Here is a 13,354-nt window from a genome sequence, read left to right on the forward strand (position 1 = left end):
GCGAGGTGCCGAGGAAAATACTCGAAGGGTGGAAAGGGTATATACAAACCGACGGGCTTGCGGCTTATAACAAGGCCGGCGGCCAACCCGGAATTATTCATGTCGGATGCTGGGCTCTTATTTTGCAAACGATCAACGGATTGCCCAGCGAATGGTTACAGCTACGGAAAACGAACTCCTCTACGTCCACACGGACCATCTGGGTTCAGCGGTCCGCCTCACGAACGAAACGGGCCAGCCCATACAGAGCATTGCCTACGACCCGTACGGAAAGACCGTTTACATGGCGGGTATCAAGGGTGTGAACTACCGCTTCACGGACCAGGAGTTCGACGGCGGTACTGGACTCTACTACTACGACGCCCGCTACTATGACCCGATGCTGGGGCGTTTTGTCCAGCCGGATATGGTACTGGATGGATTGAATAGATATGCTTACTGTAAAAATGATCCGGTAGTCTATATAGATCCATTAGGTATGTTTGGTTCACACACAACGCAAAAAGATTGTGAGAAATATTATGATAATTATGAAGAACGAAATAAGCCAAATTACTTAAATGCAAGTTCTATTAGGTCAAAGGCAGAAAGTATTCAAAGACAGCTAAATGAAATCGCCAAAAAAGTAGTGACAGATGAAGAGTTTCGAAATAGACTTGATACAGATACTATATTTGAAGCACTGGATTATTTTTTTGATGACATAATTGGTGTTGATACACCGGATGGTCTTGTATTATTTAGTGCAAATATAACAGCATTCAGTTCAAGAATAATCGGAGCTGGATTAGGCTGTGAAGTAATATTAACAAGAGGACATGGTGTCACTATTTATGGTCAAGCTGGGGCAGGATTAGGAAAAGGAGTATCCATGACTTTTGGAGCAGGGTTGGTATGGGGATTAAATGGTGATCCAACGAAATACACTGGTGGATTCATTGATGTACAAATTTCATTGACTGGAAATTCAAGTGTATCAGCATGTTGGTGGAATCCTATTGATCCAGATGTATTTGGATTCAAGGCAGGATATTCTATCGGAAAGAAAACTTATGGAGTACTTATTGAATATTATTTTAGAGTATATGATACAAGAGAAGGTTACTTTCCAGATATACCTTTTTTACATGACATGTTTGGAAATTTCTTAATGCCAGATTAAATAAATCACTGGCTTTTTGATTAATTATAATATTATAACAGGATAGATATCTATGATAGAAAATGAAAAAATAAACAAAGAAAAATCTTTTAAATGCTATGAGATTTTAATAATATTGTTATTTTCCTTTATAATTATTGCTTTTGCATTTGAATATGTTGACGATCTGGTAATTATATTGGTCTATGGGATTGAAGCGTTCAATTCCGGCCTTCATTTTAGTAATTCCAAGACAGGTGAATTGTCGAATGGCACTATGCTTCCATTAGGTTGGAATTTATTCCGGTTTGGATTGGATGGGATAATTCTTATGATATCCGGCTATACGATATCAACATTATTAAGATTTATAGAAAAAAAGATAAAAGAGAGAAAAAGAAAAAATAAAAAATAAATATGATAAAATTTCCAAAAACCCCGCCCCCGGTATACCTCTTTAGCCACCCCTCACCCTTAATACGCTAAATCCGCGCCATCCGCCGTCACATCCCTTCCTGATTCCCCCCGTCCGCCGTCGATTTTCTTCTTCCTACATGTCGCTTATCAGTTTCCGAAGCAGGTTGTACGCCCGTTCGAGCTGGTAGTCGTGGGGGTACCTCATGTACCACTCATAGTACCTGTTCGCCGCTTCAGCAAGCCCGGTCATTGACGCCCGGTATTCGGCGATCGTCTTTTCGAGTTCTTTGGGCGGCTCATGCTCCCATTCGGGATGGGACTTTTTCAAAGCCCTCACTTTGGGAACGAGCGGTCCGATTCTCTCGATGAACTCGCCGATTGCGGCGAGCATCTCGGGCGAGGAGCCGGCCTTTTCCATTTTTTCGCTGAACCGGTCGACGATCGCGTTGTGGCTTTCGATAAGCCGCTTTTCTTCACGGTACTCTCCGCCCCCGCAGCCCGCCGAGAGGATTGCGATCGTGAAAACGGTAAAAAGCAGCCGTTGTTCCGTGCTTTGCATCAGTCTGTCTCCCAAAAACGGAATCCGGGTCTTTCCTTTAATGAAAGAGGTTCGCGATCATCGGAATACCGGCGACAAAGGTGCCGATGCCGCTTCCCAGGCTCGAAAAGAAAAAGACCAGGAGGATATGGATGAACCTGTTCCGGTAAAAGCCCCTGAAACTCGTAATGTCCGTGCTTATCTGTTCGAAGTCTTCGACGTGGGGTTTCTTGAACTTGTACTCGATGAGGCCGGTGACGAGTCCGACCGGGACCAGCGGATTGATCGAGGTGAAGGGCGCGGTGAGAAAGGCGGCGATTACCGCGAGGGGATGGCCGAGTGCGACAATTGTCCCGACAGCCGAAAGCGAGCCGTTAATGAGAAACCACATGAGAAGCATGTTGAGCACCTTCGTGATCCCCCCCACGAAAAAACCCGCGACCATGAGGCCGATGATGGCGAACGCGATGACAAAGGGCAGGGCGGAGGCGACGATCGATTTCGGCGGAACCTCCTCTATTTCGGCGAGGTCCTCCGTCACCTTTCCTTCATGCAGGGATTCAAGCCATTGCATGATCCCCTCGACATGGCCCGCCCCGACGACGGCGACGATTTTATCTCCTTTTGACAGAAATATCCTGGTTGCCAGGTACCTGTCCCGTTCGTCGATAAGGACCGTTTTGACGGACGGCATGAAATGCGCCAGTTCCTCCAGCATGTTCTGCAGGGCGCTTTTTTCCTTGAGTTTTTCTATTTCATCGGCGGATAGCTTTTCGTTGAAGAAAACGGAACTGATCATGGCGGCGAGCATCTTGTTTTTTCCCCAGAAACCCGTCTTCGACCAGGCGCGTTTGAGCGTCACCTGAATTTCCCTGTCGCAGAATTCGTAGGGGATGCCGAGTTCCTTTGCGATCGTTATCGCTTTGAGCATTTCCTCGCCCGGCTTGACGCCCAGATCGAGCCCAAGCCGCTTCTGAAAGGAAGAAAGGACGAGGTTCGCCAGCAGGAGGAACCCCTTTCTTTTTCTCAACACCTGGGGAATGCTGAGGTCCTTCCATGAGGAGCCTTTTGTGAGGGAATTGTATCTGGATTCGTCGATCTCGATACATACCATATCGGGTTTTTCCTCCCGTATGGTCGTCTCGACTTCGACGACACTTTCTTTCGATACGTGCGCCGTTCCCAGCAGAATAATCTCTCTTTTTCCGAGTTGTACCCGGGTGGCTGTTTCGTTCATTGTCACTTATACCTCCGTAGGTTCTGATAGAACACCCTGGTTGTCACGGTGACGATATCATGTCATCACATCATTGCAGGATAGACGTTTTTTCTTACACAGTGAAAACCAATGGTATGCTTCTCTATTTGTTATCCAGCTGTTCCAGTTCCCATTCAGCCAGATCGTATTCAAGAAGATCCTTCCGTTCGATCGAGAGGACCTGTTCAAAAGAAATTCGCGCCGTCACGATAAATTGTTCGGTGAGGGCATATTGTGCGCCCATATAAAAAAGCATACGCTTCTTGCGTATTTTATTTTGTTCGTTTTTATACCGGTGCTGCACGTAATAATCGTTCGAAGGATTGATATAGAACCGAGCGATTTCATAGTACCATGTGTCTTTCGGGAAGGAGGGAAGTTCGGTTTCCAGATATGTTCGCGCCTCTTTTTCCCTTCCCGCCTTCTTGAGACACAATGAAGCGAGGAGGGGATATGAATATTCCGTTTTATTGTATTCATAGGCCTTTTCGAACATTTTCCGGGCATCGTCCCATTTCTTCCGGGTATACGAGATAACCCCCAGCGGTTCATAAATGTGATAATAATCGGCTTTCCGTTCGTAGACTTTCCCGTAGTATTCTCCGGCCTTTTCCCATTCCTTTGTCCTGTAATAGATCCCGCCGAGATAGACATAGGAGATAAAATAATCCGGATCGATGTTCGCCGCTTCGGTAAAATCCGCGATCGCGGATTCCCGTTTTCCCGTTTTAAGGTAGAGATTGCCCCTGTCGATGTAATTCCAGTAATAGCCGGGGTCGATCGCAATCGCCCCGGACAAATCCTCGATCGCCCCCCCGTAATCCTTCTTCAATCGCTTTGCCTGCGCCCTGTCCACATAAGCGAAGAGATATTCGGGGTCCACCTTCTGCGCCCTGTCGAACATCGCTATCGCCTCATCGTATTCCTTTTTCCGCATCAGCAGATTTCCCAGCCCCATAAGCGCGACAAAATCGTTCGGGTCCGCTTTCAGGGCTTTTTCGAAATACTGCCGGGCCTTCTCGAGTTTGTTTTCCTCCAGATAACTCTCGCCGAGATAGGCGAGTGCCGGGGAATAACCGGGATCGATCCGGAGAATTTCTTCGAGCGTCTCCCGTTGTTTTTTCCTGTTTCCTTCGATACCGTAATTCACGGATAACCGGAAGAGTGCGTCGCAATTACTCCTGTCCTTTTCCAGTACCTCGTTCAATTCCTTTTCGGCGTCTTCATTCTTGCCGGCAAGCATGAGAAGCTGGGCAAGGAGTATTTTCATGTCCGGTGTATCGGCGTCTTTCGATGAAACGGCTTTTTCGTATATTTCAATCGCCTTTTCCGGTTCCCCCATGACCACATACTGGGTGATGCTTTCATAGGGGGCAAGCTCCCCGTCTGATGTTTTTTCGGGCGAAGAAACGCAGGAGCTTAAAATTATTGCACAAAAACAAAAAACCGATACAAGCAACGCTCTGACCATCGTTCCTCCTCTGTCTGACGGCATGGTATTCCGGCTGCGCACCGAAACGGTGCGTCATTCCTGTAAACGTGATGTCGTATAAAAAACGGCAGCCGTATCCGGGTGCTCGAGGCCGGATGTTATGTGTTTTTTCAGTTGTCGTTCGTCAGGATTACCATGCATCCTTTAAAAACGGATTGTTATCATAATATCTTTTTTATTTCTTTTGTACAAGCTTGAACTAATAGAAAGGTATTGATAATATAGTTGCTTCATGAAAATAAAAATAAACCGGTTATATATCGCCATCCCGCTGGTATACGTTTGCTTTATCCTCCTTTTCCTTCTCTTCCACATCCTGAATGAAAAGGCGTTTGAAAACGAACCGGTCGGGTATCTCGTTATTTCCGGTTCGCGGGTCGAGGGAAACCTTTTCAGAAAGCGGGGTATTTCCAGGCTCAATGCCGATGTCGGCGGATTCCGTCTCTCGATAAGCGACGCGAAGCCCCTTGTGCTGATACAAAACGACGGGAGAAAACGTTCCTTTCACGCGGAATCCTGCACCGTCTTCGAGAAAAGTGTGGAAGTCAAGTTCGAAGAAGGATTGTCGCTGATCTTACGGGTCGGCGGGGATATAGGGGAACGTGTATCCGTTTATCCGGGATCGTTGTTTCAGTCCGGAGAAATAAGGGAACTTGTGATACCCTACGAGATCACCGGCAGCCGGCCGGAAACATCAGTTTCCGTCCCGGTTCTTTCGTGCATGAAAGCCGCCAATCTCTTTTATCTTTCACTCCCCTCGGGCTCTTCCATCGATACGGCGAAAAAAAATCTTATTGTACGGCCCCCTGCGGAAAGGACGACGCCGGCTGTGATCATCGAAAAAAGCGATGACACACGGGCGAATCCTTATCTTTACTGGTTTGACGAATATGCCGGGCTGCCGGACAGGAGAGAATACGAAGCGATAAGGGATGCCTGGATCGATACCTCCTACGAGGGCTTCAGGTCCGGCCGGTACGATCGTGAACAAGGGCGCTGGCGGACCGGCGGCGGGGATGAAGTTTTCGACGAGCGTATCGCCTGCGCCATCCTTTCCGAAGCGCTGGTTCGAGGCGACGGGGTGCGAAGGGCGCGGTCGGTGGTTTCGGATGCCGTCGAAAAGGAGTCGGAACGGTCTCCCGAAGAGGTTTTTTCCCTGATGACGGTCCCGTACCTGGGGGGACTCGGGGAAGCCGCCGAGGCCTTCAAACGGCTCGATGCCGTAAAACTCGATGAGGTGGAACGATCGATGCAGGAAAAAGATCCGTCGGTGTTCACGATGCCGGATCTTGTACTGTTTCTCCTGAACCGTACGAATATGTATCAGTTCAACAACCTCATCCGGCTCGTGCAGTATGTCGGGGAAAATGCCGATTTCGATTCACTCGATACCGCCGTCTGTCTCGGTATGATGGAGGCGTTCTACGATGTCGCGCGGTTCCTGCCGGGCAGTAAAGATTACTTTTCACCGTTTCGCCGGATACCGGACGCCGGTATTTTCCCCCGGCTGGTGCCGTTGGAACGGGGGGTCTTCCTCGAAGAGCGCGAACGAACCGGCGATACGCCGCGAATCGATCTTCTCCGGTCCGTTCGCTGCGGTTTTTCCTGTATTGCCGCGGGCGTCTATGAAAACGATCAACGACTCGTTTCGCTCGGGCGTAAACTCATTCTCTCCGCCCTGTCCTTTGGCGGCGAGTATGGTTTTCTCCCCGCTGAAATACGCCTGCATCCGGACAACGGCGCTGAGGTTTCGGGTGTCTGCACGCCGGAATCGGTCTATGAGTATATCGCGGATGCGCCGTTCATCCCCCGCCAGATACCGCTCGATCCGGAAATCAGACCGGGTACCTGGATATGGACCGTCGCGCGGGTCGAACGGTACGTGAAAACGGATGCCGAAGTGCGACTCGTTCTCTCCTTTCCCTCAGGCGAACACCACTTTTTTTTCATTCAGGGTCTCGGCAATGTCGGCTCATGTGTGCTGCACGAACGTGAACATGAAGCGGACGGTGATTATGAGAGACGGATGTACGGCTGGTTTTACGATGAACAATCGGAAACACTCTATGTGAAGCTGAATCACCTGCAGGATGAAGAGGAGATACGCATCCTCTTCGGGACAGCCGAGTGACGGCCGCTTTATTTGTCCGTTAATTTTCAGGAAGGATAAAAACTTTCTTTTTCCATTCGGATTGTCGAACTCGGACCGTGTCCGGGATAGACAATGGTGTCTGCGGGAAGGGAAAAAAGCCTGTCCCTGATACTTTTAACGATCGATTCATGGTCGCCGTCCGGAAAATCCGTCCTCCCTATTCCCTGACAGAAAAGGGTATCGCCGGAAAAAAGGACATTTTTTTCTTCCGAATAAAGGCAGACGCTTCCGCGGGTGTGTCCGGGGGTTTCGATGACCGTCATCTCCGTGTTAAAGACATTCTCCTCATCGTGCAGGAGGATATCCGCATCCGGCATGGACATGAAGTTGTTGTGAAACTGATTGTTCGAATCAAGCCCGAAATAGGAAAGAAAATTTTTGTTTATCTTTTCACCCGACTCGCCGAGATATTTCCTGTCCTCGGTATGAATCGCGATCGGTATTTTTTTTCCTTTTTTCTGAAAATAATCCCTGAGCTTTTTTATTGCGGCCGTATGATCGAAGTGGCCGTGGGTGAGGATGATCCCGACAGGCTGGACGTCGAGGGCCTTGATGCACGAGATGATATCCACTTCGTCCCCGCCCGGGTCGATGATGACGCACTCGTTCGTTTTGTGTGAAAAAATATAGCAATTAGTGCTGCAAATACCTACAACAATTTGATTAATCATAGTATACTAACACTATACTATTTCGTGTTTTTTTTCAATATGGTTTATGAATGTTGTTTTTGTTATTTTATCGATACTTTCGATCTGTTTCCTCTTCTACTTCGTTATTCCCGCCGTCGGGGCATATTTCGCCCGTGAACGGTGGCGCAGATTCAGGGAAAAACTCATTCAGGTCTCTCTTTATCCCGTCCTGGATTATGCCGATCTGAACACGAAAGGCGACGGCCTGTGCGGGAATTTCCGGTTTTTCGGCAATCTCGAAGCGATTCAGGGAGAGGACAGAATCTGGCTTTCCAACGGAACGATGACGATCGCGGTGGATCTTCAGGATGTCTCGATTTATCTCATTCCATCATATGCGCCGCTCAATTCATTGCAGCAAAAACCTATTTCACAATTCGAGGATGTGCTTCCGTATCAGGAAACATCGAGTATCAAATGGAAACGGATATTCTCTCTGCCGGAGGGAACGCAATTGTTCGTCGGCGGGGCACTTGTCGTTGAAAACGGACGGGGCGTGTTCACCTCCACACAGAAGGAACCCCTTCTCGTCGCCATCTACGAAGGCGAAAAAAAGGAGATTCTCAAACGGGCGATATGGTGCGGGAGACAGAAAAACGAGTACTGGAACCAGTTTACGCTTGTTTCGCTTGTCACGGGCTTTTTTTCCCTTCTTGTCTTTGCCTATATCCTGTTGCAGTCACCGGGAATGCGTATTCCCGCCTTTCTTTCACTCAACCTGAGCCTCCTTCCGCTCGCGATCTTTCTTCCTCCGGGTCTTCCCCTTTTTTTCGCCTACAGATTTCTCTGGAAAAAAGCCCGTTACCTCCGGGCGGAACGGGATCTGCTGCAGTTGCCACTGAGGTATTTTCGCGATCACCGCTTTCCTCCGGATAACGGCGCCCCCGGAAATACGGTCCCGTGTAAAGGAAAAGAGATAACGATGCTTCCGGACAAACATTGCTATATCATGATACGGAACAACGCCATGAACAGCGCGAGTTTTCTCCCGGTTCAGGGCAATGTCAAAATCCGCAAATCCAGCCTTTCTTCCGAAACATCTCTCGGGAATCAGGAATATTTTCTTTTTGGCGAGTATCACGCGGCACATGGACCGGACGACACGGAATATATCACCGAACCCCAAGACCCGATGGCTGAGTTGATCCAGATTCCGGGAAATCCCGAGGAACTCGCTGCGCGGTGCGACGGAAAAGCCCGGCTTTATACCTTTTTTTCCGGCTTTTTTATCCTTGTCGATCTGCTTTTGAATTGCTTTCTGCTGTTTTTACTGCTCCAGCATGTGTTGAGGTAACCGGCATCTTCGGAAGCGATTCACGAACCGGCAAACGGTTCATGTACCGGTTCGATCGTTTCCGTAATATAGATATCGGACCGTTTTATCAGATCGATTATCTCTTCGTCCTTTTTCCCCTGATTACGGTACCGTTTCACGATTTTTATCTTTGGTCTGAGAACCGCCTGCGGATTTATATCGACGACCCGCCCGATATCCTCGTTGTTGAGCCGGACAATGCTGCCGATCGGATATATACCGATGCTCGAGAGCAGCGCCTTCGTGATTCCGGGATCGAATCGTTTCCCGTTATCGCCGATTATTGTCTTTAGCGAGAGGTAGCCGCTCAACCGTTCCCGGTACGGGCGTTCGTTCACCATTGCCGAATACGCGTCCGCGCAGGCGATTATTCGTGACGGGAGCGGGATTTTTTCTCCGGTGAGGCGTTTCGGATAGCCGCTTCCGTCCCAGTTTTCATGGTGGAGAAGTGCGTATTCACCGATCTCCTGTCCGTAGTGCAGTTCATTGACGATGATATTGTAGGTCAGAATACTGTGAAGTTTCATGGCCTGGAATTCCTCGTCGGTGAGTTTATCGGTTTTTGAGGCGATATCTTCCGAAATCCGAAGCATCCCGATATCATGAAGGAGGGCGGCGATGCAGAGTTTGAAAAGGTAGTGGTTCAGCAATTCGATCTTCTCTCCGATCACGATCGAAATGACGGCGGTGTGAACCGCATTGACGACGAGTTTATTCGCGGCCGGTTCTCCGAAAAGGACATACTGAAGCATCTGGTTTCTGTTCTCCCGGACGCATTGCATAAGGTCGCTTGTAATCGATGTCAGCCGCTGTTGAATGACTTCTTTGTCTTCCATGACATCCTTGAATACGGTATCGAGTCTTTTTATGGAGGATATATAGAGGATATAGCTTGAATCTTTATTTCCGGGTCCGTACTCGCGCCTGAAATCCAAAGCCTCTCTTTGCACCGGGTCTTCGCCTGCGATGCCTCCCTTGGTTTCCACTATGGATATCCCCCACTGGTTGAGCCTCCTTATATCCGTTTCTTTCAAGGGTATCCCCGCACCGACTAAAAGATTGCTCCCCTCAAAATATACGGGGCTGTCGAATATCATGCCGGGAGATAATGTTTCCACGGGAATTTTTTTCAGGGCACCATGTGTGTTGCCGTCGAGTATTGACGTTTTCATCGGATCTCTCCTTCTTTTTGCGCGATAAAAGAGATGATTGTTTGTCTACGGTAGTTCAGGAAACCGGCAAATACGAAAAATGTACTGGTTATGAACATGAAAACGGATTTTAGAATTGTGGTTTCACCGAGAATATCCAAGAATATCATTTTTATTGCCGTCATGACAAGAACAAAATATGCGGTAATGATAAAAAAACGCCGGCCGTATTTCCATCCCCAAAAATAAAGGATGATCGTGAAGACCGCCCAGCCGGAGGAAACAAAACAGGACAATTCAAAAAGGGACATATCCAGACGAGTCCCGGCGTATATGATCTGGACCGATAAAAAACAAAACACGATGAGATGGCTCAGAGAGGCCAGGGTATACGACATGACCTTCCCGGAGACGGACCGACCTTTGTCCGATTTTTTGGGAGAGAATTTTTCGATATAAACCGACATCAGCAATCCGGAAAGAATGATTGCCGACCACAAAACGGCGGGCGGATTCAAAAACGGGAAATAGGAAATAAAACGCGAAAACTGGGTGATCGTTGTATAGACGAGGATGATCATCCAGAGAATGAAACTTCCGGTTATCATGAGTCCGTTGCGGATTTTATATCCGTAAATAAAAAGGCTCGATGCGAGTATAAGCCAGACGGCCGCCTGCTGGATGAAGGGAGAGATATCTCCCGGGAGGTACACACTGAAAGGGACGCCGCTAACGGCTGTGATGAGGAACCCCACAAGGTAGCTTGTCAGGGGTATTCTCGATGCCCGGCCGAAGAGGAAGAGAAAAAGTAAAAAGGAGACAAGGAGGATACCGCCGGTAATGATGAAAGGAATCGAAAGGTTTATCCGAAAGCAGGAGAAGATATACAGGGACCAGGAAAAAAAGACGATGAGATTGACGGCAAAAAGAAGAACGGGAAAGCGTTCGGGGGAACCGTCCTCTCTTTTCACCATAATCATGCTTCCCGCTGCATAGAGGAGAAAGATAATGAAAATATAGAGAAAGGGCTCGTTCCAGCTTTTGAATTGCAGCACGGAGGCATAGCCGAAGTAGAGGAGGGTATCGATGATAATCCCTGCGGCGAGGAGTTCCCGCCATTTTTTTATAAGGCCGAAGCCGATAATCACGATATTGAGTGCCAGAATATAGAGATAGAGATTGAAAAGATGGAAGGCGGGGGCCCATACAATAAGGGGGGCGCTCAGGGCCGAAGCCAGACCGAGGGTCGCGAATACGCGAAAATTGTGCCTGAAGGCGATGACCGATATACAGAGGGCGGCCGCGATAATGCAGCCGTATGCGATCGTGTGCGTCAGCATATCCGTAAAATGGGCGTACGCGATCACGGTAAAAGTGAAGCCGCAGGTGAATCCGGCGGTTATTTCGGCAATAATACGGGCATTCTTTCTGAATAGTATGATACTCGAAGCGTACCCGATCATGCTGCCCGCGATACCCATGACCAGAATCGTTACGGGAGAAATCCAGCCGTCATCGTAGCCGACCCTGAAGATGTAAAGGATTCCGGCAAAGAGAAGGAGAAATCCGGTAAACAGAATCCAGTATTTTTTAAGGAGTTCGATCGTTTTTGTTTTGTCGAATACGGCTGAGTTAAAAGTGGATTCCGTATGCATGCCAATCCTCCAAAAATATACAGGGCTAACAGTAAGGGTATACCCGAAATATAATGCAAGAAATATGCCAGGAATGAATTGCCCGTAATTATTAATAATACAAGGAAATATATTTTGCGTAGGATTCGCTTGAGGCAAAAACGGCTATGCAATTTGCATATTGATATGCAGATTGCATAAATGGGATTCAATAGTCGTACATTGCATCGCTTTCCAGCTTTATCCATCCGGCGGCGCGGTTCCCGTCAACCAGTCTGTAGCTCTTTTTTCAGCAGTGTAAAAAACATGGCGCGGGCATGCCGTTCGATCCATGGTGTATGGCCGCATCGCGTAAGCAGATGAAACCGGAAATTCCCGATGATCCCCGAAAGGGGCCGCTTCACACCTAAAGCCGGATGGGGATCATAATCCCCATGAATGGCAACGACCGGACATACGACCTGCCGCGCATACGTCAAAAGCTCACCATTTTCTCTCATTCCGGCCGCCTCTTCCCAAACGCCGCGGAAGATATCACCGCGGAACCGGACCGGTTCCGCGGCATCGGGCACCGGATCATAGGCGTCTGTCTTCAACAACAGCCTTTCAAGCCGCTTCACTTCGGATTTCGTGGTCGTTTCATCGGCAAGGGTGTCCGCAAGGCGCCTTATCCCGTTTTGTTCTTCGTCTGTGAGGCGGGCCATTCTTGCCGTTTCTATCGCATCGGTATAACCGGCTTCGAGAGGCGGACAACCGACTAGGATGAGTTTTTGGACGAGTGCGGGAAATCCGGCTGCCGTAAAAATGCCGAGCCAGGCACCCCATGAATAACCGATGACGATAACCGGAGGGCTGCAATGATCTTCGATGTGGCTTTTGATTTCGCGGATTTGACCGGAGACGGTCCGCTTTGTCTGAAACGGTTCGATAACGCCGCAATAAGGGGCGAGTGATTCGGCTACCGGCTTCATTTCACCGGCAGCACCGGGTCCCCCGTGAATGACGATGATTGTATAAGGTTTCTTTCCGTAGAAACGAAGGCTGTTCATATTTACTTTTTTAATTGTTGAAGAACGCCCCTTGCTGCGGCGGATTGTTATGTTTTTAGAGGTGCCCTTATTTTATCCCGAACTCTTTTTTTTCCTTTTCCAGCATTACCTTGTTGAGGACATTCTCCTTGATAAAACCCTGGTTCACCGCGATACGGCCGAACCGCTGTTTACTGACGTTGTGCATATTATTCTGGATTTCCATAACGATTTTCGCCTGTTTGACGGTCAGAAGTCCCTTTTCAATCAGGTACGAGGCTATCTTCAGGTTTTTAACTTTCATAATGATTCTCCTTTTTTGATTTTCATTCTCCTCCTGATATGGCGTTTTTCGACTGCAATACCGGAGAGAGCCGCTGTTGTATAATTATCTTCTGGACGATTTTGCTTTTTTCATTATCTTTTTTTTGTAAGAAAACAAAATCCCGGAAGACGTCAATATGACACCATCTGTATTAAATCATAGTTCGCGGCGTTTGTCAAGTCTGCGGCGGCGGCCGGACGGGCCGTCCGAT

Annotated in this window: 13 protein-coding genes; 5 read left to right on the top strand and 8 right to left on the bottom strand. The window is 48.4% G+C overall.

Annotation, left to right across the window (positions count from 1 at the left end):
• The 3 genes from JW881_16950 to JW881_16960 all read left to right on the top strand — a co-directional run.
• On the top strand, positions 1-305 hold a 305-nt coding region (locus tag JW881_16950), incomplete at its 5' end, for a transposase (GenBank protein MBN1699211.1).
• Positions 284-1,162, top strand: a complete 879-nt coding sequence (locus JW881_16955; protein MBN1699212.1) for an RHS repeat-associated core domain-containing protein — start codon at positions 284-286, stop codon at positions 1,160-1,162. The genes JW881_16950 and JW881_16955, both read left to right, overlap by 22 nt.
• 52 nt (positions 1,163-1,214) lie before the next feature.
• Positions 1,215-1,556: a hypothetical protein gene (locus tag JW881_16960; protein ID MBN1699213.1), complete on the top strand. Its 342-nt coding sequence runs from the start codon at positions 1,215-1,217 to the stop codon at positions 1,554-1,556.
• A gap of 135 nt (positions 1,557-1,691) precedes the next feature.
• On the opposite strand, the gene JW881_16965 is transcribed toward JW881_16960, so the two are convergent.
• The 3 genes from JW881_16965 to JW881_16975 form a co-directional block, all read right to left on the bottom strand.
• Positions 1,692-2,132, bottom strand: a complete 441-nt coding sequence (locus JW881_16965; protein ID MBN1699214.1) for a hypothetical protein — start codon at positions 2,130-2,132, stop codon at positions 1,692-1,694.
• Positions 2,133-2,154: 22 nt separating this feature from the next.
• Positions 2,155-3,333, bottom strand: coding sequence for a TraB/GumN family protein (locus JW881_16970; protein MBN1699215.1), 1,179 nt, complete (start codon positions 3,331-3,333; stop codon positions 2,155-2,157).
• Positions 3,334-3,457: 124 nt separating this feature from the next.
• Entirely contained in the window at positions 3,458-4,825 is a 1,368-nt protein-coding gene (locus JW881_16975) for a tetratricopeptide repeat protein (GenBank protein MBN1699216.1), read from the bottom strand.
• 253 nt (positions 4,826-5,078) lie between these two features.
• Here JW881_16975 and JW881_16980 point away from each other — a divergent pair, with 253 nt between their 5' ends.
• Positions 5,079-6,977, top strand: a complete 1,899-nt coding sequence (locus JW881_16980) for a hypothetical protein (protein ID MBN1699217.1) — start codon at positions 5,079-5,081, stop codon at positions 6,975-6,977.
• A 26-nt stretch (positions 6,978-7,003) separates the two neighbouring features.
• Here the strand turns inward: JW881_16980 and JW881_16985 are convergent, their stop codons facing one another.
• Positions 7,004-7,669 (bottom strand): MBL fold metallo-hydrolase, encoded by a 666-nt coding sequence (locus JW881_16985; GenBank protein MBN1699218.1) that lies wholly within the window; start codon positions 7,667-7,669, stop codon positions 7,004-7,006.
• A 46-nt stretch (positions 7,670-7,715) separates the two neighbouring features.
• On the opposite strand from JW881_16985, the gene JW881_16990 reads away from it, so the two are divergent.
• Positions 7,716-8,984 (top strand): hypothetical protein, encoded by a 1,269-nt coding sequence (locus tag JW881_16990; protein MBN1699219.1) that lies wholly within the window; start codon positions 7,716-7,718, stop codon positions 8,982-8,984.
• A gap of 20 nt (positions 8,985-9,004) precedes the next feature.
• Here the strand turns inward: JW881_16990 and JW881_16995 are convergent, their stop codons facing one another.
• The 4 genes from JW881_16995 to JW881_17010 all read right to left on the bottom strand — a co-directional run bounded on the left by JW881_16995 (position 9,005) and on the right by JW881_17010 (position 13,122).
• Positions 9,005-10,177 carry an HD-GYP domain-containing protein gene (locus tag JW881_16995; GenBank protein MBN1699220.1) on the bottom strand — a complete coding sequence of 391 codons (1,173 nt, stop codon included), beginning with the start codon at positions 10,175-10,177 and terminating at the stop codon, positions 9,005-9,007.
• A complete protein-coding gene (locus tag JW881_17000) occupies positions 10,174-11,811 on the bottom strand; it encodes a DUF2339 domain-containing protein (GenBank protein ID MBN1699221.1) in 1,638 nt (545 codons plus the stop codon). The genes JW881_16995 and JW881_17000 overlap by 4 nt, the downstream gene beginning before the upstream one ends.
• A gap of 245 nt (positions 11,812-12,056) precedes the next feature.
• On the bottom strand, positions 12,057-12,839 hold the full coding sequence (locus JW881_17005) for an alpha/beta hydrolase (GenBank protein MBN1699222.1): 783 nt from the start codon (positions 12,837-12,839) through the stop codon (positions 12,057-12,059).
• A 67-nt stretch (positions 12,840-12,906) separates the two neighbouring features.
• Entirely contained in the window at positions 12,907-13,122 is a 216-nt protein-coding gene (locus JW881_17010) for a hypothetical protein (GenBank protein ID MBN1699223.1), read from the bottom strand.
• Between the last annotated feature and the right edge of the window lie 232 nt (positions 13,123-13,354).

This window comes from Spirochaetales bacterium (assembly GCA_016930085.1).
In the GTDB taxonomy this organism is placed as follows: Bacteria; Spirochaetota; Spirochaetia; order SZUA-6; family JAFGRV01; genus JAFGHO01.